Annotated in this window: 22 protein-coding genes; 12 read left to right on the top strand and 10 right to left on the bottom strand. The window is 68.1% G+C overall.

Annotated elements, in window-relative coordinates; all coding sequences use genetic code 11:
- Positions 1-86 precede the first annotated feature (86 nt).
- Positions 87-1,685: a glucan biosynthesis protein gene (locus VHAB30_RS13660; protein ID WP_070059360.1), complete on the top strand. Its 1,599-nt coding sequence runs from the start codon at positions 87-89 to the stop codon at positions 1,683-1,685.
- A 25-nt stretch (positions 1,686-1,710) separates the two neighbouring features.
- Here VHAB30_RS13660 and VHAB30_RS13665 read toward each other — a convergent pair whose 3' ends face one another.
- The 3 genes from VHAB30_RS13665 to VHAB30_RS13675 form a co-directional block, all read right to left on the bottom strand.
- Positions 1,711-2,205: a pentapeptide repeat-containing protein gene (locus tag VHAB30_RS13665; RefSeq protein ID WP_159277384.1), complete on the bottom strand. Its 495-nt coding sequence runs from the start codon at positions 2,203-2,205 to the stop codon at positions 1,711-1,713.
- A 134-nt stretch (positions 2,206-2,339) separates the two neighbouring features.
- Positions 2,340-2,570 carry a hypothetical protein gene (locus VHAB30_RS13670; protein ID WP_235926638.1) on the bottom strand — a complete coding sequence of 77 codons (231 nt, stop codon included), beginning with the start codon at positions 2,568-2,570 and terminating at the stop codon, positions 2,340-2,342.
- 170 nt (positions 2,571-2,740) lie between these two features.
- Complete coding sequence (locus tag VHAB30_RS13675; protein WP_062474455.1) at positions 2,741-3,154, bottom strand: FKBP-type peptidyl-prolyl cis-trans isomerase; 414 nt, start codon at positions 3,152-3,154, stop codon at positions 2,741-2,743.
- A gap of 136 nt (positions 3,155-3,290) precedes the next feature.
- Between VHAB30_RS13675 and eat the strand changes: the two genes are divergently transcribed.
- From eat to VHAB30_RS13695, 4 genes are read left to right on the top strand one after another with little or no spacing between them, the layout of a single operon-like run.
- The gene (gene eat / locus VHAB30_RS13680; protein ID WP_095947449.1) at positions 3,291-4,697 is read left to right on the top strand and encodes an ethanolamine permease; all 1,407 of its coding nucleotides are present in this window, start codon (positions 3,291-3,293) and stop codon (positions 4,695-4,697) included.
- Positions 4,698-4,706: 9 nt separating this feature from the next.
- On the top strand, positions 4,707-6,101 hold the full coding sequence (locus VHAB30_RS13685) for an ethanolamine ammonia-lyase subunit EutB (RefSeq protein WP_159277385.1): 1,395 nt from the start codon (positions 4,707-4,709) through the stop codon (positions 6,099-6,101).
- Complete coding sequence (eutC, locus tag VHAB30_RS13690) at positions 6,098-6,913, top strand: ethanolamine ammonia-lyase subunit EutC (protein WP_159277386.1); 816 nt, start codon at positions 6,098-6,100, stop codon at positions 6,911-6,913. Before VHAB30_RS13685 ends, eutC begins: the two co-directional genes overlap by 4 nt.
- Positions 6,910-7,491 carry a peroxidase-related enzyme gene (locus tag VHAB30_RS13695; RefSeq protein WP_062474448.1) on the top strand — a complete coding sequence of 194 codons (582 nt, stop codon included), beginning with the start codon at positions 6,910-6,912 and terminating at the stop codon, positions 7,489-7,491. The genes eutC and VHAB30_RS13695 overlap by 4 nt, the downstream gene beginning before the upstream one ends.
- An 18-nt stretch (positions 7,492-7,509) precedes the next feature.
- Here VHAB30_RS13695 and VHAB30_RS13700 read toward each other — a convergent pair whose 3' ends face one another.
- The 3 genes from VHAB30_RS13700 to VHAB30_RS13710 are packed head-to-tail and all read right to left on the bottom strand — an operon-like array spanning position 7,510 to position 10,603.
- Complete coding sequence (locus VHAB30_RS13700; protein ID WP_159277387.1) at positions 7,510-9,273, bottom strand: phosphoethanolamine transferase; 1,764 nt, start codon at positions 9,271-9,273, stop codon at positions 7,510-7,512.
- Positions 9,274-9,330: 57 nt separating this feature from the next.
- Positions 9,331-9,906, bottom strand: coding sequence for a phosphatase PAP2 family protein (locus VHAB30_RS13705; RefSeq protein WP_070059370.1), 576 nt, complete (start codon positions 9,904-9,906; stop codon positions 9,331-9,333).
- Positions 9,893-10,603 carry a phosphatase PAP2 family protein gene (locus VHAB30_RS13710; RefSeq protein WP_159277388.1) on the bottom strand — a complete coding sequence of 237 codons (711 nt, stop codon included), beginning with the start codon at positions 10,601-10,603 and terminating at the stop codon, positions 9,893-9,895. The genes VHAB30_RS13705 and VHAB30_RS13710 overlap by 14 nt, the downstream gene beginning before the upstream one ends.
- Positions 10,604-10,741: 138 nt before the next feature.
- On the opposite strand from VHAB30_RS13710, the gene VHAB30_RS13715 reads away from it, so the two are divergent.
- Both VHAB30_RS13715 and VHAB30_RS13720 read left to right on the top strand, forming a co-directional pair.
- Positions 10,742-11,416 (top strand): response regulator, encoded by a 675-nt coding sequence (locus VHAB30_RS13715; protein ID WP_062474437.1) that lies wholly within the window; start codon positions 10,742-10,744, stop codon positions 11,414-11,416.
- Positions 11,413-12,771 carry a sensor histidine kinase gene (locus tag VHAB30_RS13720; RefSeq protein WP_159277389.1) on the top strand — a complete coding sequence of 453 codons (1,359 nt, stop codon included), beginning with the start codon at positions 11,413-11,415 and terminating at the stop codon, positions 12,769-12,771. The genes VHAB30_RS13715 and VHAB30_RS13720 overlap by 4 nt, the downstream gene beginning before the upstream one ends.
- Before the next feature lie 20 nt (positions 12,772-12,791).
- Here the strand turns inward: VHAB30_RS13720 and VHAB30_RS13725 are convergent, their stop codons facing one another.
- The 3 genes from VHAB30_RS13725 to VHAB30_RS13735 form a co-directional block, all read right to left on the bottom strand.
- Positions 12,792-13,214 carry an acyl-CoA thioesterase gene (locus VHAB30_RS13725; RefSeq protein ID WP_070059373.1) on the bottom strand — a complete coding sequence of 141 codons (423 nt, stop codon included), beginning with the start codon at positions 13,212-13,214 and terminating at the stop codon, positions 12,792-12,794.
- Complete coding sequence (locus VHAB30_RS13730) at positions 13,211-14,044, bottom strand: DMT family transporter (protein ID WP_235926640.1); 834 nt, start codon at positions 14,042-14,044, stop codon at positions 13,211-13,213. The genes VHAB30_RS13725 and VHAB30_RS13730 overlap by 4 nt, the downstream gene beginning before the upstream one ends.
- Positions 14,045-14,121: 77 nt before the next feature.
- Positions 14,122-14,904, bottom strand: coding sequence for an SDR family oxidoreductase (locus VHAB30_RS13735; RefSeq protein WP_159277391.1), 783 nt, complete (start codon positions 14,902-14,904; stop codon positions 14,122-14,124).
- A 140-nt stretch (positions 14,905-15,044) separates the two neighbouring features.
- On the opposite strand from VHAB30_RS13735, the gene VHAB30_RS13740 reads away from it, so the two are divergent.
- Positions 15,045-16,748 carry an electron transfer flavoprotein-ubiquinone oxidoreductase gene (locus tag VHAB30_RS13740; protein WP_062474428.1) on the top strand — a complete coding sequence of 568 codons (1,704 nt, stop codon included), beginning with the start codon at positions 15,045-15,047 and terminating at the stop codon, positions 16,746-16,748.
- A 55-nt stretch (positions 16,749-16,803) separates the two neighbouring features.
- On the opposite strand, the gene VHAB30_RS13745 is transcribed toward VHAB30_RS13740, so the two are convergent.
- Positions 16,804-17,865 carry a hypothetical protein gene (locus VHAB30_RS13745; protein ID WP_159277392.1) on the bottom strand — a complete coding sequence of 354 codons (1,062 nt, stop codon included), beginning with the start codon at positions 17,863-17,865 and terminating at the stop codon, positions 16,804-16,806.
- A gap of 65 nt (positions 17,866-17,930) precedes the next feature.
- On the opposite strand from VHAB30_RS13745, the gene denD reads away from it, so the two are divergent.
- The 4 genes from denD (at position 17,931) to VHAB30_RS13765 (ending at position 21,873) form a co-directional block, all read left to right on the top strand.
- On the top strand, positions 17,931-18,947 hold the full coding sequence (gene denD, locus VHAB30_RS13750; protein WP_159277393.1) for a D-erythronate dehydrogenase: 1,017 nt from the start codon (positions 17,931-17,933) through the stop codon (positions 18,945-18,947).
- Between the two features lie 55 nt (positions 18,948-19,002).
- Positions 19,003-19,977 (top strand): TRAP transporter substrate-binding protein, encoded by a 975-nt coding sequence (locus tag VHAB30_RS13755; protein ID WP_062474422.1) that lies wholly within the window; start codon positions 19,003-19,005, stop codon positions 19,975-19,977.
- An 80-nt stretch (positions 19,978-20,057) separates the two neighbouring features.
- A complete protein-coding gene (locus tag VHAB30_RS13760) occupies positions 20,058-20,570 on the top strand; it encodes a TRAP transporter small permease (protein ID WP_062474469.1) in 513 nt (170 codons plus the stop codon).
- A 10-nt stretch (positions 20,571-20,580) separates the two neighbouring features.
- Positions 20,581-21,873 carry a TRAP transporter large permease gene (locus tag VHAB30_RS13765; RefSeq protein ID WP_062474420.1) on the top strand — a complete coding sequence of 431 codons (1,293 nt, stop codon included), beginning with the start codon at positions 20,581-20,583 and terminating at the stop codon, positions 21,871-21,873.
- Positions 21,874-21,877 lie beyond the last annotated feature (4 nt).

The raw sequence follows: 21,877 nt of genomic DNA on the forward strand, positions 1-21,877 counted from the left end.
CATGCTTGGCGTTGTTTTTCCCCCGTCTCCCCGACGCTTCTCTTTTCCCTTCTCCTCCAAAGGCTTTCGCCGCCCCTCAAGAACCCATGCTTGATCGCCGATCCTTCCTCGCCGCCGGCAGTGCCGCCGCCGCACTCGCCGCCCTGGGACTGCCCGAAGAGGCGCTGGCCGCCAACGGCCTGCAACTGAGCCAGCCGGCGCCCTTCTCCTTCGATGCGCTCGTCGCGCAGGCCAAGCGCCTCGCGGCCCGCCCCTACACCGCCGCCGCGCCGCTGGCGCCGCAGGTGCTGGAGCGCATCGACTACGACGCGCACGGCAAGATCCGCTTCGACCCCGCCAACGCCCTCTTCCGCGACGGACCCGGCGCCTTTCCGGTCACCTTCTTTCACCTCGGCCGCTTCTTCCAGACGCCGGTGCGCATGCACGTGCTGGAGACCGCCGGCGGCGACAGCTTTGCGCGCGAGGTGCTCTACAGCCCGACGTACTTCTCGATGCCCCCTGACAGCCCCGCGCGCGCGCTGCCCGAGGGCGCCGGCTTCGCGGGCTTTCGCCTGCAGGAAAGTCGCCTGGGCGACCAGGGCAAGCTCGACTGGCAGAAGAACGACTGGGTCGCCTTTCTCGGCGCCTCGTACTTCCGCGCCATCGGCGAGCTCTACCAATACGGCTTGTCGGCGCGCGGCATCGCGCTCGACGTCGCGGTGCCCGACAAGCCCGAGGAGTTTCCGAACTTCACGCGCTTCTATTTCGAGACACCCGCTGCGGGCAACACCACCTCGATGACCGTCTACGCGCTGCTCGAGGGGCCGAGCGTCACGGGCGTGTTCAAGTTCGTCATGCAGCGCGGCAAGGCCGTGATCATGGACATCGACGCGCGCGTGTTCCTGCGCCGCGACGTGTCGCGCCTGGGCCTGGTGCCGCTCACGTCGATGTACTGGTACTCGGAAACCATCAAGCCCACCGCCATCGACTGGCGCCCCGAGGTGCACGACTCCGACGGCCTCGCGATCTGGAACGGCGCGGGCGAGCGCATCTGGCGACCACTCAACAACCCCACGCAGACCCGCGCCTCCGCGTTCGCCGACACCCGGCCGCGCGGCTTCGGCCTGCTGCAGCGCGACCGCAACTTCGACCACTACCAGGACGGCGTCAACTACGAGAAGCGCCCGAGCCTGTGGATCGAACCGCTGGGCGACTGGGGCGAAGGCTCGGTCCAGCTCATCGAGATCCCGACCGACGACGAGATCCACGACAACACCGTCGCCTTCTGGGTGCCCAAGGCCGATGCCAAGGCGGGTGCGAGCTACAGCCTGCAATACCGGCTGCACTGGACCGACCAGGAGCCCTTTCCGTCACCGCTCGCGCGCTGCGTCGCCACCCGCATCGGCCGCGGCGGCCAGCCCGGCCAGCCGCGCCCGCAGGGCGTGCGCAAGTTCATGGTGGAGTTCATCGGGCAGCCGCTCACCACGGTGCCCTTCGGCGTGAAACCCGAACTGGTGCTCACCGCGCCGCGCGGCAAGTTCTCGTATGTCTTCGCCGAGGCCGTGCCGAATGGCGTTCCGGGCCACTGGCGCGCGCAGTTCGACTTCACGCCCGAGGGCACGGAGCCAGTCGACATGCGGCTGTATCTGAAGAACGGGGATCAGACGTTGACGGAGACCTGGCTGTACCAGTACCAGCCGGGGTGAGTGGGAGCAGCTGCATCCTGCAGCCTCAGTTAATGCGCGCGTTGGTCAGCTGCATGTTTTCGAACTGACTGCCCGTGAAGTCGACCTGCTCGCCCTGCAGGTTGGTCGCACTCACTTGCGTGCCTCTGCACTCGAGCAACTTCAGACCTGACCAATGGCTCGCATCGAAGTTCAGTTCAGTCCAGTTGCACCGGGTGAAGGTGCAATCACTGAGCGTGCTGGCCTTGAGCTGCGCCGCACTGAAAGTGCAGTCCACGAAGGTGCATCCGCTGATCGCGATCCGTGCCATGTCGCACTGGCTGAAGGTGCAACCGCTGAACTGGCATGCGGTCCAGATGGCGTCTTGAAAAGTGGTCGCAGTGAAGCTGCTGCCACTGAAGGCGCTGGACGAGAAGGTGATCAGGTTGAGGTCCAGGCTGGTGTAGGCATTGCCGTCGCTCTGACCGGAAAGACCCGCCGGCGCACCGCCTGCGCCTTTTCGCCATTTGTCGTGGTCCTCGATGATTTGTTTGGCGCTCATGGTGCCCTCAACCTATCCGACCGCACATGACGAAACACACGAACGCCCAATAGAGCCCGCAAAGCACGACGAGGAGCGCAAGAACCACCCACAGGATGGTTCCAGCCACCGATCCTGGCTTTTTCTTTTCCTGCTTAGCCATGTTGGACAACTCCCTGCGCATCGCGGCCGAGATCCGTCGCCTCGCTCGCGCCAAGGTTGAGAGCGTCGGACGTCTTGAGCAGCAGCTCGTACTCGAACAGGCTGTTGACGCCTTCGCGCCCATACAAACGAACCGGCTCGAGCGCCGGACGCCCCAGAAACACCGGAATGGCGGTGCTGTTGATGTCGAGCGTGCGCGTTGGCGCAGCACGGAATGCGGACATGTGTTCCTCCCTGAAGCCGCTCCTGTGGATCAGGAGTCAGGCCGCGGATTGTGGGAGGCCCATGTGCGCAAAAACAGGGGGAAAGAATCGGGCAACTATTGCGTGGCGAGCAGCGTGATGGACTGCACGCACCGCCCATTGCCCAAGCCGGTCCTGACCGGCCTCGGCCGTTATCGCTTTGTGACCGACACCAGCTCGACTTCGAAATTCAGCGTCGCATTCGGCGGAATCAAACCGTTGCCCGCACCGCGCGCACCATAAGCAATCGACGCCGGGCAGGTCAGCTTGGCCTTGCCGCCCGGCTTCATCTTCTGCACGCCTTCGGTCCAGCACGGGATCACGCCGTTGAGCGGGAACTCGGTGGGTTCGCCGCGCTTGTACGAGCTGTCGAACTCCTTGCCGCTGTCGGGGAAGGTGCCGCGGTAGTGCACCTTGACCACGTCGGTGGCGGCGGGCGATGCGCCGGTGCCTTCCTTGAGCGACTGGTAGATCAGGCCGCTGGGCGTGGTGACCGCCGCGGACTGCGCGAAGGCTGCGGGAATGGCAAGGACGGACACGAGCGCGGCACAGAAAAATGACTTCACGAAACACCTCGGTGGTTGAAAAGCTGCCGATTATGGACAGCCCCCGTGAAGCCGCCTGTACGCCGATGTATCCGATGGAACGGCCCTTGCTTTGGGAGGGGTGCACTGTCACCATCCGCCCAGAGAGGAAGCCCCCATGCGCGCCAACGACGCTCCGCCGGCCCCCGTCGCCGGCACCGGTCATCTCAAGAAAGTCCTCGGTCCCGTCCAGTTGTGGGGCATCGCGGTCGGCCTCGTCATCTCGGGTGAGTACTTTGGTTGGAGCTACGGCTGGAACACGGCCGGCACGCTCGGCTTCCTGGTCGCCACGGTGCTGGTGGCGACGATGTACACGACCTTCATCTTCAGCTTCACCGAGCTCTCGACCGCCATCCCGCACGCGGGCGGCCCCTTCGCCTATGCGCGGCGGGCCTTCGGGCCGCGCGGCGGTTTCGTGGCGGGCTTCGCGACGCTGATCGAGTTCGTCTTCGCGCCGCCGGCCATCGCGCTGGCCATCGGCGCCTACCTCAACGTGCAGTTCCCGGGCATCAACCCGAAGTGGTTCGCGGTGGGGGCCTACGTGGTCTTCATCGGGCTGAACTGGATCGGCATCGGCATCGCGGCGGCATTCGAGCTGTTCGTCACCGTGCTCGCGATCTTCGAGCTGCTGGTGTTCATGGGCGTGGTCGCGCCGGGCTGGTCGATGGCGAACTTCGTGGCCCACGGATGGGCCGGCGGCAATGTGCTGAACGGCGCGGCGGTGTCGGGCATCTTCGCGTCGATCCCGTTCGCGATCTGGTTCTTCCTGGCCATCGAGGGCGCGGCCATGGCAGCCGAAGAGGCGCGCGATCCGCACCGCACGATTCCGCTGGCCTACACCACCGGCATCGTCACGCTGGTGCTGCTGGCCTTCGGCGTGATGATCTTCGCGGGCGGCGTGGGCGACTGGCGCCAACTCGCGAACATCAACGACCCGTTGCCGCAGGCCATGAAAGCGGTGGTGGGCGCCAACAGCGGCTGGCTGCACATGCTGGTGTGGATCGGCCTGTTCGGCTTGGTCGCCTCGTTCCACGGCATCCTCATGGGCTACTCGCGCCAGATCTTCGCGCTCGCGCGCGCCGGCTACCTGCCGGCCTACTTCGCCGGCCTGAGCCCGCGCTTCGACACGCCGCATCGCGCGCTGCTGGCCGGTGGCGTGGTCGGCATCGCCGCCATCTTCAGCGACGAGTGGGTGCAGTTCGGCGGACAGACGCTCACCGCCAACATCGTCACCATGGCCGTGCTCGGCGCGATCGTGATGTACCTGATCTCGATGGCCGCGCTGTTCAAGCTGCGGCGCACCGAGCCTGACCTGCTGCGCACCTACCGCGCGCCCTTCTACCCCGTGTTCCCGGCCGTCGCGCTCGGGCTCGGGCTGGTGTGCCTGGGCGCGATGGTCTGGTTCAACCCGATGCTCACGGTGCTGTTCCTCGTTCTGATGGCGGCCGCGTACGGCTACTTCCTGCTCACCTCGGCGCAGCGCGATGCCGCCGCGCCGGACGCGATGCTGTCTTCCACGCCCTGACAAACAGACATGCGCTACCGCACCACCATTGCCGGCCAGGGCTTCGCCTTCGACGATCTGCGACAGGTGCTCGCCTGCGCCAGCCCCGCGCGCTCGGGCGACTACCTCGCGGGCCTCGGCGCGGCGACCGCCCAGCAGCGCATGGCGGCGCGCCACGTGCTGGCCGACACGCCGCTGAAGCAGTTCCTCACCGAGGCGCTGATTCCCTACGAGCAGGACAACATCACGCGGCTGATCATCGACACGCACGATGCACAGGCCTTCGCGCCAGTCGCGCACCTCACGGTCGGCGACTTCCGCAACTGGCTGTTGTCCGAGCAGGCCACCACCGCCGGACTCGCCGCGCTGGCGCCGGGCCTCACGCCCGAGATGGTGGCGGCCGTGTCCAAGCTCATGCGCAACCAGGACCTGGTCGCGGTCGCGAAGAAGTGCCACGTGGTCACGCGCTTTCGCGACACCATCGGCCTGCCCGGCCACCTGGCCGTGCGCCTGCAGCCCAACCACCCCACCGACGACCTGCGTGGCGTGGCCGCGTCCACGCTCGACGGCCTGCTCTACGGCGCGGGCGACGCGGTGATCGGCATCAACCCCGTCTCGGACAGCCTGCCGGTGCTCGGGCGCCTGCTGCACATGCTCGACGAGGTGATCCAGCGCTTCGAGATCCCCACGCAAAGCTGCGTGCTCACGCACGTGACCAACACGCTGAAGCTCGCCGAGGCTGGCGCGCCGGTGGACCTCGTGTTCCAGTCGATCGCGGGCACCGAGAAAGCGAACCTCTCGTTCGGCGTGACGCCCGCTTTGCTCGACGAGGCCCACGCCGCGGCGCAATCGCTCGCGCGCGGCACCGTCGGCAACAACCTCATGTACTTCGAGACCGGCCAGGGCAGCGCGCTCTCGGCCAACGCCCATTTCGGCGTCGACCAGCAGACCTGCGAGGTGCGCGCCTATGCGCTGGCGCGGCGCTACCAGCCGCTGCTCATCAACACCGTGGTCGGCTTCATCGGCCCCGAGTACCTGTACGACGGAAAGCAGATCATCCGCGCCGGGCTCGAAGACCATTTCAGCGGCAAGCTGATGGGCCTGCCGATCGGCTGCGACATCTGCTACACCAACCACGCCGAAGCCGACCAGGACGACATGGACACGCTGCTCGTGCTGCTGGGCACGGCGGGCATCAACTTCATCATGGGCATCCCGGGCGCCGACGACGTGATGCTCAACTACCAGAGCACCTCGTTCCACGACGCCCTCTTCCTGCGCGAAACGCTGGGCCTGAAGCGCGCGCCCGAATTCGAGGCCTGGCTGCAGCGCATGCAGATCACCGACACCACCGGGCGGCTCGCACCGCCCACGGCCAACCGGCTGTTGAGCGACATGGGCGGACTGTCCGCGCTGGCGCCATGAGCGATTCACCCGTCACCCCGAACCCCTGGGCGCAATGGCGCGCCGCCACGCCCGCGCGGCTCGCGCTGGGCCGTGCCGGTGCCGGCATGCCCACCGACGAAACGCTGCGCTTCGGCTGGGCCCACGCGATGGCGCGCGACGCGATCCATGCGGCGCTCGATGTCGACGCGCTCGACGCCGCATTGCGCGCCGACCGATGGGACGTGAGCCGCGTGCACAGCCGCGCCCCCGACCGCACCACCTACCTGCGCCGCCCCGACCTGGGCCGCCAGCTCGATGCGGAAGACGCCGCGCGCCTGCGCGACGATCGACCCGTGGGCGGCTGCGACCTCTGCCTCGTGATCGGCGACGGTCTCTCCTCCCTCGCCGTCGCCCGCCACGCCGTGCCGCTGCTTGCGGCGCTGCGCCCGCAGCTGCCGCCCGGCACGCGCCTGTCGCCCGTGTTCATCGCCACCCAGGCGCGCGTGGCACTGGCCGACGAACTGGGCGAAGCGGTGGGCGCGGCGCTGTCGGTCATGCTGATCGGCGAACGCCCGGGCCTGAGTTCGCCCGACAGCCTCGGCATCTACCTGACCCATTCGCCACGCCGCGGTCGACACGACGCCGAACGCAACTGCATCTCGAACGTGCGACCCGAGGGGCTGTCGTACGCGCAGGCCGCCTTCAAGCTCGCGTGGCTGGTGCGCGAGTCGCTGCGCCGAGGGTTGAGCGGTGTGGGGCTCAAGGATGAGAGTGACCTGGCGGTGCTGGCTGCAAGCCCGGACGCCGTTGCCTATGATCCCGGGACCGCCCCCCAGGAGACAAGCAGATGAACGCCCCTCGCTACCCCCTCGCCGAACTGAAAGACCTGCCCGACGACATCCGCACCGCGATCCTTGCCGTGCAGGAAAAGGCCGGCTTCGTGCCCAACGTGTTCCTCGGCCTTGCGCGCCGCCCCGCCGAGTGGCGGGCCTTCTTCGCGTACCACGACGCGTTGATGTTGAAGGAAGAAGGCTCGCTCACCAAGGGCGACCGCGAGATGATCGTCACCGCCACCAGCGCGGTCAACCAATGCCTGTACTGCGTGGTGGCGCACGGCGCGCTGCTGCGCATCTACGAGAAGAAGCCGCTGGTGGCCGACCAGGTGGCGGTGAACTACCGCAAGGCCGACATCACGCAGCGCCAGCGCGCGATGCTCGACTTCGCGATGAAGGTCTGCGAACGCTCGCACGAGATCGACGACCGCGACTTCGGGCCGCTGCACGCGCACGGCTTCGACGACGAGGACATCTGGGACATCGCGGCCATCACCGCCTTCTTCGGCCTGAGCAACCGCCTGGCCAGCTTCAGCGGCATGCAGCCGAACCCGGAATTCTTCCTGATGGGCCGGCTGCCGCGCGAGAAGAAGTAAGACGCTGCGGCAGCGAGCTCAGCTCTTGCCGCGGCAGGCGGCCAGCGCATCGAGCGCGGGCTTGTAGGTGGGCGTGGTCACGTCCATGAGGCCCAGCACCGTGTGATACAGGTTGTCATGCGTGAGCGGCGCATCCAGGCCCGCCTCCATGCACGAGCGCGAGAGCTTGCGGCGCTCGCTCATGCCGTCGCCGAACCAGGTGACCATGGGCACGTGCTTTTGCGCATCGGGCGCGAAGCTGTAGGGCACGCCGTGCAGGAACAGGCCGTACTCGCCCAGCGACTCGCCGTGGTCGCTCATGTACAGCAGCGCCGTGTCGTACTGCTTCGATTGGGTCTGGAGCCAGTCGATGGTCTGGCCGAGGAAGTGGTCGGTCTGCGCGATCGAGTTGTCGTAGACGTTCATCAGCTCGGCATGCGCGCACTCGGCCAGCGCGTTGGTCTTGCACTCGGGCGTGAAGCGCTTCAGTTCGGGCGCCGAGCGCTTGTAGTAGGCCGGGCCGTGACTGCCCATCTGGTGCATCACGAGCACGACGCCCTTGGCGCGGCGCTCGGCGGGCAGCGCGGCGATGCGTTCATCGAGGCCCGTGAGCATCACGTTGTCGAGGCATTCCTCGCCGTCGCACAGGGCCTTCTTGGTGGCCGCGTCGAGCCCGTCGAAGGCCGAGGCGTTCGGGATGCGCGCGCACACGCCCTTGCAGCCGGCCTGGTTGTCGAGCCAGAACACGGCCAGGCCCGAGGCCTGCAGCACGTCCATGAGGTTTTCGTACTCGTCCTTGCGCGATTCGTAGCCGCTCTTTCCCAGGGGCGAGAACATGCAGGGCACCGAGGCCAGCGTGTTGGTGCCGCACGAGCGCACCTCGCGGTAGCTCAGCACGTTGCGCTTCGCCAGCTCGGGCGTGGTGTCGCGGGCGTAGCCGTTCAGGCCGAAGTGATCGGACCGCGCGGTCTCGCCCACCACCACCACGAACAGCGGCGGGCGCTTCTGCGCTGCGTAGCTCGCGCCCAGCGCCGTGCCTGCGGTGATCGGGATCAGCTTGCTGCTGCGCTTGAACATCGGCTTGAGCACCACGGCACCGGCCGAGTACAGGCTGGCGATCGGGTTCATCATGTAGCGCAGGTGCACGTTGTTGCGCATCAACGGCGCGAGTTGCCGGTTCATGGCCACGGCCGTGACCACCGCCACGACGGCGGCCAGCACCAGCAGCAGCGCGTTGCGCCAGACGTGCGACAGCAGCCCCATCGGCACGATGCGCACGCGCCAGATCGCCCAGGCCGCGGGCAGCACGACCACGAGCACGTTGAAGGCCATGCGCCCGCTCAGCAGGTCGCGCGCTTCGTTGGGGTCGGTCTGGAACGCGTTGGCGATCATGCTCGGGTCCATCACCACGCGGTACTGGAGCATGTAGTGCTGCGCCACCGCGGCGATCACGACCACGAGCAGCCACAACGGCTTCATCCAGCGCGACCAGGCCGTGAGCGACAGCATCGCGACGGTGCCGCAGAAGGTGAGCATGCCCAGCGCGGCGATGGTCGGCATGTAGGTGCTGGGCGCACCGCCCAGGCGGGCCAGGTCGTTCAGCAGCGGCCAGTTGGCGGTGAGGCCGAGGTACAGGCTGAGCCAGACGATCACCTGCCGCGTCGAGCGGGGCTGCGAGATCCAGCGGTCGATGCGTTGCCAGAAAGTGCCGGCGGCGCCCGCATCCGACAGCGGCGCGGGACGGGATTCAGATCGGCTGGGAGCACGCGCCAGCAGCGCGGAGTCGAGACGCGAAACAGACATGCCGCCAATGTAGGCAGCGTGCCTGAAGAGAGCCTGAACAGTTCATTCAGAGCGCATTCAGGCTCGGCCGATGCGCGCGCGGCGCAGCAGCCGCAGGCGCGGGCTGCGCGACACCGCACGGCCGGCGGGGCGGCTGATGCCACGCTCCACCACGATCGAGACCAGCGCCGCCAGGATCGCGGCGGCCGTCACGTCGGTCGGGAAATGCAGGCCCAGGTACAGCCGGCTCCAGGCCACCACCACCGCCGCCACCAGGGCCAGCCGCATCGGCGTGCGCCATGGCAGGCACCACAGCGAGAAGGCGGCGGCAAACGTGCCGGCCGCATGCAGGCTGGGGAAGCCCGGGCGCGCACCCTGCGGCACCCACTGGATGCCCAGGCCGTAGAACGCGGGCCGCGGGAACGGCAGCACCGAGCGGAACACGTTCACCACCAGCCACACGACGAGCACGCTGACCAGTGCGGTGAAGAAGGCGTGGCGCCAGCGGCGATCGAAGGCCGCGGCGGCCGCGATGGACAGCGCCAGCAGGGTCGGCAGCACGTCGGACGCGAACATCGCGAAGCGCAGGCTCCACGCCGGCGCGGAGGCCGAGGCGTTGATCCAGCTGAACAGGGCGAAATCAAGGGCTTGCATGCAGGGGCGCGGTGCGCTCGATGGGAGGGGACGTCCGGCGGCGCGTCGCCACCAGTTCGATGAGGAAGCCGACCGTCCAGCAGACCCAGGCGGTCCACAGCGTGTGGCTCATGTAGTGCGCGCCGCGCAGCTGCTGCGCCACGCCGAGCACGAGGCCGGCGGCCAGCGCCACGCACAGCCACACGACGGCCCCGCGCGGCGCCACGCGCCGCAGCACGAAGTACCCGCCAAGGTAGGCAAAGGCGGCCGACGCATGGCCGGCCGGGAAGCAGCCGCCCGGCCCGCCGTCGTCCTGGCCCCAGGCCCAGTGCGACACGTAGCGCGCCACGCCGCCGAACTCCTTCAGGTCCCAGGGGCAACTGGTGTCGCTCAGGTGTTTGATCAGGCTCACGGCCAGCACCGAAGCCAGCACCGTCAGCGCCAGCTGCACGCGGGCGCCCGTGTCCAGGCGCCGCAGCACGCCCACGGGCCAGCGGATGGCGGCGAACAGGCCGATCACCAGCAGCCAGCTGAGGTTTCTCGCGCCCTCGTGCATCACGTGGACCAGGAAGGGGTTCTCGCGCCAGGGAAAGCCCATCGGTGTACCGGCCAGGCGAGCCAGCGGCAGGTCGCCGCCAAGGGCGTCCCAGATCATCAACAGGGCCAGGGCAAGCAAGGTCAGGGCTCCGAGACGGAGATGCGGGGTACGACGGGTCATGAAGAAAAACAGGCCTCGGAACAGACTGGCGCGAGCCTACGCACGCGGGATGAACCCAGTCTGAAGCGACCTGAACGATTCCTGACGCGATCGCCAGAGGGGCGGCGCTAGACTTCGAGTTTTTGTAAGGGCCACCGCGTGCGAATCTTGCTGGTCGAAGATGACAGTTCGTTGGCAGACGCGGTCTGCAGCTACCTCGTCGCCAAGGCGTTCGTCGTCGACGTGGCCCCCAGCCTGGCCGAGGCGCGCGGCGCCCTCCTTTCGGTTCAGTACGCGGCGGTGCTGCTCGACCTGCACCTGGGCGACGGCGACGGCCTCTCTTTGCTGCCGCAGGTGCGCGCGCTGCGCGAGCCGCCCATCGTCATCGTGCTCACGGCGCGCGACCAGGTCACCGACCGCATCCGCGGCCTCGATGCCGGCGCCGACGACTACCTCATCAAGCCCTACGACCCGGCCGAGCTGCTCGCGCGGCTGCGCGCCGTGGAACGCCGGCGCAGCGCCAACACCTCGCCGGTGCTGCAGCTGGGCACGCTGGAGATCGACCTGGCCCACGACCGCGTGCGCAAGGACGGCGTGCCCGTCGTGCTCACGCAGAAGGAATGGGCCCTGCTGCGCGTGATGGCCACGCGGCCCGAGCGCATCCACACGCGCGACAACCTGGCCGACGCGCTGTACGGCTTCGGCGACGAGGCCGACAGCAACACGCTCGAGGTGTTCATCAGCCGGCTGCGGCGCAAGCTCGGACGCAGCCACATCCAGACGCTGCGCGGCCTGGGCTACCGGCTGTCGTTCTCGGCGGACGACGAGGAATGACCAGCGCCCTGCTGCGCGACCGCCGCGATTCGCTGGCCGGGCGCCTCACGCGCACGCTGATCCTGTGGGTCGGCGGCGTGTGGCTGCTGTGCGTGCTCGCCGTGGTCTGGTACGTGGACCGCGAGATCAACCACAACTTCGACAACGAGCTGGTGGAGGTGTCGCACCGCATGTTCGACATGGCGGTGCAGGAGCTCGATAAGCTGCGCCTGCGCCATGAAAGCGGCAAGCAGGACACGCCGCTGATCGCGCCCAAGCAGCTGTTCTCCGAAGACGCCGTGATGTACCAGGTGGTCGATGTGCACGAGCACGTGCTGCTGCGCTCGGCCGAGGCCCCCGATGACGCCTTCGACGTGCCGCTGGCCGCCGGCTTCGCCAACAACCAGACCTGGCGCATCTACACCGTGCGCCACCCCACGCTGGGCCTGTACTTCCAGGTGGCCGACCCGCTGGACGAACGCCGCCGCGCGCTGAACCGCACGCTGTTCGGCCTGATCATCCCGCTCGGCGCGGTGCTGCCGCTGCTGGCGCTGGTGCTGCGCCGGGTGGCGCGCACCGAGCTGCGCGTGCTGCAGCAGCTGGCCGCCGAGATCGAGAAGCGCAACGGCGCCGACCTGCGCCCCATCACCTTGCCCGGCCTGCCGCAGGAGCTGCGCGCGGTGGGCGACCATGTCAACCGGCTGCTGCAGCGGCTGTCGCAGTCGCTCGACGTGGAGCGCGCGCTGGCCGCCAATGCCGCGCACGAGCTGCGCACGCCGCTGGCCGCCGCGCGCCTGCGGCTGCAGACCGCGCTCGACCACGACCTGAAGCGCACCGACGTCGAAGGCGCGCTGCAGGCTTTGCAGATGCTCAGCCACCGCGCCGAAAAGCTGCTGCAGCTGTCGCGCGCGGAATCGGGCGCCTCGCTCGCGCGGGCGCGGGTCGACCTGGTGCAGCTGGCGGGCACGGTGGCGCAGGAGTTCTGGCAAGACCCGCAGATCAACGAACGCCTGAAGCTCAAGGTGCCCGACAGTGCGGCGCCCGTGGCCTTCGGCGACGTCGACGCGCTGGCGATCGCGCTGCGCAACCTCGTGGAGAACGCGCTGCGCTACAGCGGCGACGGCCGCGTGACGATCGAGGTGGCGGCGCCCTGCGTGCTCGCGGTGCGCGATGCCGGCCCGGGTGTCAGCCCCGAACAGCTGCAATCGCTGCACCAGCGCCATGTGCGCCACGGCTCGGACCGCGCCGGCTACGGCCTGGGCATGTCGATCGTGGGCACCATCGTCGAGAAGCACAACGCGACGCTGGAGCTGGCCTCGCCGCCGCCCGGCATGGCGCGCGGTTTCGAGGCGCGCATCGTGCTGCGGCCGGCCTGAGATTTTTCGTCAGCGCGCTTTCAGTCGCTGACGATCTCGCGCAGCCAGTCGGGCAGCGCCAGTGCCTTCTGCTTCGGAAAGTCGACCCAGATGGTGGTGGCGCCGCCGGCCGCGCAGAGCACGTCGGGCGCGTCCTCGCGGACCATGGTGGCCCAGCTCTCGAAGGTGGTGCGCCCCGGGTCGCTCACGTACATCTTGATGCGCACGTTGCCCGGGTACTCGATCTGGCGGTAGAAATTGCAGAAGGCGTTGACGATCACCATGCCTTCGCCGCCCGGCGTGGGCTCCACGCCGAGCGAGCGGATCCAGTCGATGCGCGCCGTTTCGAGGTAGCGGAAGTAGGTGCCGTTGTTCAGGTGGCCCATGGCGTCCATGTCGCCCCAGCGGATGGGGATCGACATCTCGTACACGAGCTTCTTCTTTTCGGGGATTTCGATTCTCATCGGTGGGCCTTGATGGATGCGAGGATGCCCAGGACGAACAGCGCCGCCGCCACCCATTCGGTGGCCTGCGGCCAGCGGCCGTCCCAGAGGAAGGAATAGAGCAAGGCGAACAGCGTCTCGCTCACGATGAGCTGGCCGCACAGGCTGGCCGAGAGGCGCTGGCTTGCGACGTTCCAGAGAATGGTCGCGAGCCACGACGAGCCGAAGCCGCTCGCCAGCGCGATCCAGATGAACAGCATGCCGTCGGGCTGCGACTGCAGCGTGGCGACATCGCTGCCCGCCACCGCCCACAGCAGCAAGGCCCCGAGGCCGGTGGCAATGCCCAGCCAGTTGGCCCAGTCGGCCGCATGCACCTCGCGGTGCCGTTGCAGCCAGGCGGCATTGAGCAGGCCGTAGACCGTCCAGCTCACCATCGAACACAGCGCCAGCGCAATGCCCCAGCCGAAGCGCGCGCCGCCACCACCGCCCGCGCCGTGCTGCGCCGACCACGCGCCCCAGATCATCAGCGCGATGCCCGCGCCCGTGAGCAGCAGGCCGGGCAGCAAGGCCCGCATGTGCAGTCCCGCGGGCCGGCCCAGCAGCATCATCCAGACGGGAATGGTGCCGATGATGAGGCTGGGCACCTCGGTGCCCGCCGCCGCGATGCCGAAGGCCAGCAGCAGGTAGTAGCCGCTGAAGCCCAGCACGCTCAGGCCGAGCGCCGCCAGCGCCTGCCGGCCCGTGGGCCAGCGCACGGCCGCGGGCCGCGCGAACACCGCCAGCGCCGACACCGCGCCGAACACCGCGAAACGCGCCGCCGTAATGTCGACCATGCCGAAGTGGCCGACCATGCGCGGCGCCACGAACACCAGGCCCCAGAGCGCGCCCGCACCCAGGCCGGCGGCAATGCCGATCCAGGCCCGCGGACTCAGAGGGCGAACCCGTCGTCGGCCGCGATGACCGCGCCGTTCACGAAATGGCTCTCGCCGCTGGCCAGCAGCACGATCAGGCCGTCGAGGTCTTCGGGCTTGCCCACGCGCTTGCGCGGCAGCATGCTGACCAGCTTGGCGCCGCCTTCGGTGCTCCAGTGTTCTTCGTTGAGCTCGGTCGTGATGTAGCCCGGGCACAGCGCGTTCACGTTGATGCCGAAGCGGCCCCATTCCAGCGCCATGGCCTTGGTCATCTGCACCACGGCGATCTTGCTCATGCAGTAGGTGCCGATCTGCGGCATGACCTTCAGCGCCGCTGACGACGCGATGTTGATGATGCGTCCGCCGATGTAGGTGCCCGGCGCCTTGCCCTGGGCGCGCGCCAGCATGCGCTTGCCGACCTCTTGCGCGACGAAGAAGGAGCCCTTCACGTTGGTGTCGAAGATGTAGTCGTAGTCCTCGGGCGTGACGTCCTGCAGGCGCTGCGTGGCGCTCACGCCCGAGTTGTTGACCAGGATGTCGATGGGCCCCACTTCGGTCTCGGCGCGCGCCACGGCGGCCTTGATGCTGCCGATGTCGGTCACGTCGAGCTCGACCACGTGGGCGTCATGGCCCTCGCCTTCGATGCGCGCGCGCAGCTCCTTGAGCTTCTCGACGCGGCGGCTGGCCAGCACCACGGCGGCGCCGGCACGGGCCAGTGTTTTCGCGAACTGGGCGCCCAGTCCGCTGGAGGCGCCGGTGACGAAAGCCACGCGGCCGGAGAGATCGATGCTGTAAGCCATGAGCTGAATCCTGTGGAGTCGCGCAGGTGACGCAAGGCGCCTCGCCTGCGGGCGACAAGGCCCCCGCCGGACGCCGCATAAAATGCCCGGCGAACCGGGACGCCCCCGCGCCTCTAAAAATCATTATCGACCCAACCCACATGACGCACGACGAAATCCTCGCCCAGTTCGGCCCTCGCGAAGCCATGGAATACGACGTGGTCGTGGTCGGCGGCGGCCCCGCCGGCCTCTCGACCGCGATCCGCCTCAAGCAGCTCGCCGCCCAGCAGGAGAAGGAAATCTCCGTCGTGGTGCTCGAGAAGGGTTCCGAGCCCGGCGCGCACATCCTGTCGGGCGCCATCATGGACCCGCGCGCGCTCAACGAGCTGCTGCCCGACTGGGAGGAACTCGGCGCCCCGCTGAACCAGCCCGTGACCGACGACGCCATGGTGTTCCTGAGCGAAAAGTCGGGCCTGCGCACGCCCAACGCCTTCCTGCCGGCCTGCTTCCAGAACCACGGCAACTACATCATCAGCCTGGGTGCCTTCACCAAGTGGCTGGCGCAGCAGGCCGAGAACCTCGGCGTGGAAATCTTCCCCGGCTTCCCGGCCGCCGAAGTGCTCTACAACGAGAACGGCTCGGTGCGCGGCGTGGCCACCGGCAACATGGGCGTCGGCAAGGACGGCGAACCCACCGAGAACTTCCAGCTCGGCATGGAACTGCTGGGCAAGTACACGGTGTTCGCCGAAGGCGCGCGCGGCCACCTGGGCCGCCAGCTCATCGCCAAATTCAAGCTCGACGAAGGCCGCGACCCGCAGACCTACGGCCTGGGCGTCAAGGAAGTCTGGGAAATCGATCCCAAGCGCCACCAGCCCGGCTTCGTGCTGCACACGGCCGGCTGGCCGATGGACAACAACACCTACGGCGGCGCGTTCCTCTATCACATGGAGGACAACAAGGTCACGATGGGCTTCATCACGGGCCTGGACTACAGCAACCCGTACCTGAGCCCCTTCGAGGAAATGCAGCGCTGGAAGCTGCACCCCAACATCCGCTGGTACCTCGAGGGCGACGAAGCCAAGGGAATCAAGCCCGCCAAGCGCATCGGCTACGGCGCGCGCGCCATCACGGCCGGCGGCCTGATGTCGCTGCCCAAGACGGTGTTCCCGGGCGGCGCGCTGGTCGGCTGCGAGGCCGGCTACCTGAACGTGAGCCGCATCAAGGGCAGCCACGCCGCCATCAAGACCGGCATGCTGTGCGCCGAAGCCGCCTTCGACGCCGTCATGGCCGGCCGCCAGCACGACGAACTCACGGCCTACCCGGCGGCGTTCGAGAAGAGCTGGCTCTACACCGAGCTGAACAAGGCGCGCAACTTCAAGGCCTGGTTCAAGAAGGGCCTGGGCATCGCGACCGTCATGAACGGCGTCGAGCAGTGGCTGCTCAAGGGCCACATCCCATGGACCCTGCGCCGCAACAAGCCGGACCACCAGTACCTGAAGCCGGCCGCCGAGTGCAAGCCCATCGTCTACCCGAAGCCGGACGGCAAGCTCACCTTCGACCGCCTCTCCAGCGTGTTCATCAGCAACACGAACCATGAAGAGCAGCAACCCGCCCACCTGACGCTGAAGGATGCGTCGGTGCCGGTCAACGTCAACCTGGCCAAGTTCGCTGGCCCCGAAAGCCGCTACTGCCCGGCCGGCGTGTACGAGTTCGTGCCCGACGAAGCCAGCGCCGGCAAGGAGCGCCTGCAGATCAACGCGCAGAACTGCGTGCACTGCAAGACCTGCGACATCAAGGACCCGACGCAGAACATCGTCTGGGTCACGCCCGAAGGCGGCGGCGGCCCGAACTACGTGGGCATGTAAGCCCCGCAGCGTCGATGCATGAAAGCCCTCTTCGGAGGGCTTTTTTCATGGCGCTTCAGGCGAGGTACGCGGCGACCTCGTCGGGCGTGAGGAAGTGCACCAGCGACACCTGCGGGTTCTGCTCGGCGTGCAGCACGTGGGTGAACCCGGTCCAGCCGCGCGCGGGCTTGTCGTCCGTCTCCAGCGCGACGAGCACCAGCCGCCCCTGCCGGCGCACGTTCTCGCGCAGCGTGCCTTCGCCCCAGGACCACGCCATGCGGTCCACCAGCTCGCCCTGGGCGAAGGCCGTCGCCTGCAGCCAGAGGAAGGCGGCGGCATCGCTGTCCGCGTCGCGGCGCGCGCGCGGCGGCTGCCGGATGCCCAGCGTCTGGGCGTGCGTTTCCATCAGGTCCTGCAGCAGCGAGAAGGCGTGGAAGTTGTTGTTGATGCCCTGGGCGCGAACGACCATGCCCGCGCGCGACGCCGGCAGCAGGACCACCAGCTCGTCCTCGTACGACAGCTGGGCCGCGGCGCGCAGGAAGTGCAAGGCCTCGAAGGGCAGCGAGTCGTTGGCGTACATCGCCTCGATGTGCGCGAGCAGGCCTGCGTCCGCCACCAGCGACTGGTGGTTGCGCACATCGCGCACCACCATGGTCATGAGCGGCAGCACCAGCAGGTCGACCGCGCGCTGCAGCGCATCGACCTCGAAACGCGCCTGCGGCGACAGCGCCGCGAGCGCCGCTTCGGCGGCCTGCCAGGCGGCGAGTTCTGCCTCGTCCCGTGGTTCTTCGTCGTCCTCATCGGGTTCGTACGGCTGCGCCGCGCAGTACGGCGCCAGCGACGCCAGCAGGCGCCCCGCCAGTTGGCGCACGGCATCGAACATGAGCTGCGGATCGGCGCCGTTCTCGACCAGCGCGCCGCAGAACACCGCCAGCAACGCGGCCCGGTGCGGATGCAGTTCGCCGAACTGCGCGATGGCAGCCCGCAGCACCTCGTCCTTCGCCGAGCCCTCCACCACCTCGAAGTAGAGCGCACGGACCTCCGGCCGCTTGAAGAAGGAGGCCTGGGTGTCGAGGTCGGCGTCCTGCAGCACAGGCAGTCGCAGGGTGGCGAGGAGATCGGGAGGCAACATGGGCATGCGCAAATTGTGCGATACCACCGACGCTATCCTCGCGACACAAGGACACAAGGAGACAGGACCCCATGCACATCGTCATCACCGGCGGCGCCGGCTTTCTCGGCGCGCGCCTGGCGCGCACCCTCCTGGCCCTGGGCCAGCTCTCGCTCGCCGGCGCGCCCGCCCGCGACATCGCACGCATCACCCTGGTCGACCGCGCCCCGCCGCCGCCCGACCTCGCGGCCAACCCGCGCATCGCGGCCGCCACCGGCGACCTCAACGCCCAGCTGGCCGACGACGGCGCCACCTTCTGGCGCGAGGCCGACGCGGTGTTCCACCTCGCGGCCGCCGTCAGCGGCGAATGCGAGGCCGACTTCGACCTGGGCATGCGCAGCAACTTCGCCGCCACGCACGGCCTGCTCGAGAAGCTGCGCGCGCTCGGCACGCGCCCGGTGCTGGTGTTCTCCAGCTCGCTCGCCGTGTTCGGCGATTCGCCCGAACAGCCGCTGCCCGCGCTCATCGACGACCACACGCTGCCCACGCCGCAGACCAGCTACGGCATCCAGAAATTCATCGGCGAGCAGCTGGTGGCCGACTACACGCGCAAGGGCTTCGTGCAGGGGCGCAGCGTGCGCCTCATGACGGTGAGCGTGCGCCCCGGCCTGCCCAACGGCGCGGCCTCGGGCTTCTTCAGCGGCATGATCCGCGAGCCGCTCGCCGGCCTGCGCGCGGCCTGCCCGGTGCCCGACGAGACGCCCGTGGCCATCGCCTCGCCGGCCCGGACCATCGAAGGCATCGTGCGCGCCGCCGAAGCGAGCGACACCGACTGGGGCCCGCGCACCGCGCTCAACCTGCCCTCACTGGCCACCACCGTGGGCGAGATGGCCGCCGCGCTCGAACGCGTGGCCGGTCGCGCCGCCACCGACCTGCTCGACCGCACGCCCGACGCCGCCATCCGCCGCATCGTCAAAACCTGGCCCGGGCGCTTCGACACGCCACGCGCCCGGGCCCTCGGCCTCACGGCCGACGAGAGCTTCGACGCGGTGATCCGCGCCTACGTCCGTGAAAGTCCCGACGCGGTCAAACTGGTTATTGGTGCATAGTCATTTCCTGACCTGCGCCTGACGCGCTTTCGACCCCCAACTCCCCGGAGACACCATGAAATTCGGCCACATCGCCGCCGCCTGCCTTTCGCTCGCCCTGGGCACCGCCGCCTTCGCGCAGCAACCCACCGTTCTCAAGATCGGCTATGCGACGTCCAAGGAATCGCATTACGGCGTGGGCTCCACCGTGTTCTGCGAAGAGGTCGAGAAGAACACCCAGAACCGTTTCAAGTGCCAGCACTTCGCCAACTCGGCGCTGGGCGGCGAGCGCGAGCAGATCGAAGCGATCCAGCTCGGCACGCAAGACCTGCTCAACACCTCGACCGGCCCCGTGGGCAACTTCGTGCCCGAGGTCAAGATCGTCGACATCCCCTTCCTGTTCCGCGACTACGACCACGCCCGCAAGGTCATGGACGGCCCCATCGGCCAGGACATCCTGACCAAGTTCCCGAGCAAGGGCATCATCGCGCTGGCCTGGACGGAAAACGGCTTCCGCCACATGACGAACAGCAAGCGCGACATCGTCAAGCCCACCGACGCGGCCGGCCTGAAGATGCGCACCATGGAAAACAAGGTGCACATGGACGGCTACCGCACCTTCGGCATCCTGCCCACGCCGATGGCCTTCCCTGAACTGTTCGGCGCGCTGCAGCAAGGCACGGTCGACGGCCAGGAAAACCCGATTCCGGTGATCCTGTCCTCGAAGTTCTCGCAGGTGCAAAAGCACCTGTCGCTCACCGGCCACGTCTACTCGCCGGCGCTGCTGCTGCTGTCGCCCAAGGTGTGGAACAAGCTCTCGGACGCCGACAAGAAGGTGTTCACCGAAGCGGCGAAGAAGGCCTCGATCGCGCAGCGCAAGAAGGTCAACGACGACGAGAACAACGGCATCGCCCAGCTTGAGAAAGACGGCATGAAGGTCACGCGCACCGTCGACGGCGCGGCCTTCCGCGAAGCCCTGAAGCCGGCCTATGTGGGCTACGCCAAGGAATTCGGCGCCGACAACATCAAGAAGATCACGGACGTCAAGTAAGACCGCTCCGCCCCGACCGCGCCCGGCCCGCCTCAGTGTGCCGGGCGCTTCGCATTTCCGACACCACAGAGAACCACAACGTGCAAGCCTTCGAGCGCTACTTTCTCGCCGCCAACCGGTGGGCGCTGATCCTTCTGCTGGCGGCCATGTCCGTCATCATCTTCACCAACGTCGTGCTGCGCTACACCACGAACCAGTCGATCGAATGGGCCGAAGAGGTGTCGCGCCACATGATGATCTGGCTCACCTTCCTGGGCGCCGGGCCCGTGCTGCGCTACGGCGGCCACATCGCCGTCGAGAACCTGCAGGACGCCCTGCCCCGGCCGGCGGCCGTGGCGGTGCGCATCGTGGTGGCCGGGCTGCTGTTCGCCTTCTTCGGCTTCATGGTCTGGTACGGCTGGCTCTACATGGAACGCACGATGTTCCAGCTCACCGCCGTGACGCAGATTCCGTTCGCCTACATCTACAGCGCGATGCTGATCGGCGGCGTGCTGCTGATCGTGCACTGGCTGCTGGTGGTGCGTGGCTACGTGCTGAACCGCGAGTTCGCGTCCGACGCGCATTTCGACGCCAACGCGTCGGCCTCGCTGTAAGGAGAAGACCATGGATGCCAGCATTGTCCTGATCGTCTCCGCCTGCGTGTTCCTGGCCATCGGCGTGCCCGTGGCCTTCGCGCTCGGCCTGGCCACGGCCGCCACCCTGATCCTCGCGGAAAGCTACCCGCTGATGGTGCTGCTGAAGGAAACCTTCACCGGCATCGACAGCTTTCCGCTGATGGCCGTGCCCTTCTTCATCCTGGCCGCCGAACTGATGAGCGGCGGCTCGCTCACCGAGGTGCTGCTGCGCTTTGCGGGCCAATTCGTCGGCCACCGGCGCGGCGGGCTGGGCTACACCAACGTGGTGTCGCTGACCTTCTTCTCGGGCATCTCGGGCTCGGCGCTGGCCGACGCGGCCGGCCCCGGCTCGATGCTCATCAAGATGATGGACAAGGCCGGCTACGACCGCTCGTACGCGGCGGCGCTGACGGCCTCCACGGCCATCGTGGGGCCGATCATCCCGCCCTCGATCATCATGATCATCTACGCGCTGCAGGACGAGACCGTGTCGGTCGGCCAGCTGTTCGTGGCCGGCATCGTGCCGGGCATCCTGATCGCGGTGGCGATGTGCGTGGTGAACTTCTACGTCTCGAAGAAGCGCAACTACAAGGGCGACGGCCAGACGCCGCCGCTGCGCGAGATCCTCATCACGACGTGGAAGGCGATTCCCGCCATCCTGCTGCCGGTGGTGATCCTGGGCGGCATGCGCGCCGGCTGGTTCACGCCCACCGAAGCCTCGGTGGTGGCGGTGTTCTACGCGCTGGTGTGCGGCAAGTTCATCTACCGCACGCTCGAGTGGAAGATGCTGCCCGACATCCTGTCGCGCTCGGCCCTCCTGTCGGCGTCGGTGCTGATCATCATCGGCCTGTCGGCCTCGTTCGCCTGGGTGCTGACCATCGAGGGCATTCCGCAGCAGATGGCCGAATGGCTCATCAGCATGAACCTCTCGCCGTGGATGTTCCTGATCATCGTCAACGTGTTCCTGCTCTTGTTCGGCATCTTCATCGAGCCGCTGCCGGGCGTGATGGTGCTGGCGCCGATCCTTGCGCCGGTGGCGATCAAGCTGGGCGTCGACCCGGTGCACTTCGCGATGATCGTGATCTTCAACCTCACGCTGGGCATGATCACGCCGCCGGTGGGCGGGCTGCTGTTCGTCACCTGCAACGTGTCGAAGGTGCCGATGTCGGCGCTGGTGAAGGAACTGGTGCCCTTCCTGTGGGCGCACGGCGCGGTGCTGATGCTGCTGACCTTCGTGCCGATGCTCAGCACCTGGCTGCCGCGCGCGCTCGGGTTCAAGTAGCGGC

It is taken from the genome of Variovorax boronicumulans, from assembly GCF_009811375.1.
Taxonomy (GTDB): Bacteria; Pseudomonadota; Gammaproteobacteria; order Burkholderiales; family Burkholderiaceae_C; genus Variovorax; species Variovorax boronicumulans.

Bases quoted from the DNA above. Each gene is read 5' to 3' on its own strand.
- VHAB30_RS13660 (WP_070059360.1), top strand. From the start codon at position 87: ATGCTTGATCGCCGATCCTTCCTCGCCGCCGGCAGTGCCGCCGCCGCA.
- VHAB30_RS13665 (WP_159277384.1), bottom strand. From the start codon at position 2,205: ATGAGCGCCAAACAAATCATCGAGGACCACGACAAATGGCGAAAAGGC.
- VHAB30_RS13670 (WP_235926638.1), bottom strand. From the start codon at position 2,570: ATGTCCGCATTCCGTGCTGCGCCAACGCGCACGCTCGACATCAACAGC.
- eat (WP_095947449.1), top strand. From the start codon at position 3,291: ATGCGCGCCAACGACGCTCCGCCGGCCCCCGTCGCCGGCACCGGTCAT.
- VHAB30_RS13685 (WP_159277385.1), top strand. From the start codon at position 4,707: ATGCGCTACCGCACCACCATTGCCGGCCAGGGCTTCGCCTTCGACGAT.
- eutC (WP_159277386.1), top strand. From the start codon at position 6,098: ATGAGCGATTCACCCGTCACCCCGAACCCCTGGGCGCAATGGCGCGCC.
- VHAB30_RS13695 (WP_062474448.1), top strand. From the start codon at position 6,910: ATGAACGCCCCTCGCTACCCCCTCGCCGAACTGAAAGACCTGCCCGAC.
- VHAB30_RS13700 (WP_159277387.1), bottom strand. From the start codon at position 9,273: ATGTCTGTTTCGCGTCTCGACTCCGCGCTGCTGGCGCGTGCTCCCAGC.
- VHAB30_RS13705 (WP_070059370.1), bottom strand. From the start codon at position 9,906: ATGCAAGCCCTTGATTTCGCCCTGTTCAGCTGGATCAACGCCTCGGCC.
- VHAB30_RS13710 (WP_159277388.1), bottom strand. From the start codon at position 10,603: ATGACCCGTCGTACCCCGCATCTCCGTCTCGGAGCCCTGACCTTGCTT.
- VHAB30_RS13720 (WP_159277389.1), top strand. From the start codon at position 11,413: ATGACCAGCGCCCTGCTGCGCGACCGCCGCGATTCGCTGGCCGGGCGC.
- VHAB30_RS13725 (WP_070059373.1), bottom strand. From the start codon at position 13,214: ATGAGAATCGAAATCCCCGAAAAGAAGAAGCTCGTGTACGAGATGTCG.
- VHAB30_RS13730 (WP_235926640.1), bottom strand. From the start codon at position 14,044: ATGGTCGGCCACTTCGGCATGGTCGACATTACGGCGGCGCGTTTCGCG.
- VHAB30_RS13735 (WP_159277391.1), bottom strand. From the start codon at position 14,904: ATGGCTTACAGCATCGATCTCTCCGGCCGCGTGGCTTTCGTCACCGGC.
- VHAB30_RS13740 (WP_062474428.1), top strand. From the start codon at position 15,045: ATGACGCACGACGAAATCCTCGCCCAGTTCGGCCCTCGCGAAGCCATG.
- VHAB30_RS13745 (WP_159277392.1), bottom strand. From the start codon at position 17,865: ATGCCCATGTTGCCTCCCGATCTCCTCGCCACCCTGCGACTGCCTGTG.
- denD (WP_159277393.1), top strand. From the start codon at position 17,931: ATGCACATCGTCATCACCGGCGGCGCCGGCTTTCTCGGCGCGCGCCTG.
- VHAB30_RS13755 (WP_062474422.1), top strand. From the start codon at position 19,003: ATGAAATTCGGCCACATCGCCGCCGCCTGCCTTTCGCTCGCCCTGGGC.
- VHAB30_RS13765 (WP_062474420.1), top strand. From the start codon at position 20,581: ATGGATGCCAGCATTGTCCTGATCGTCTCCGCCTGCGTGTTCCTGGCC.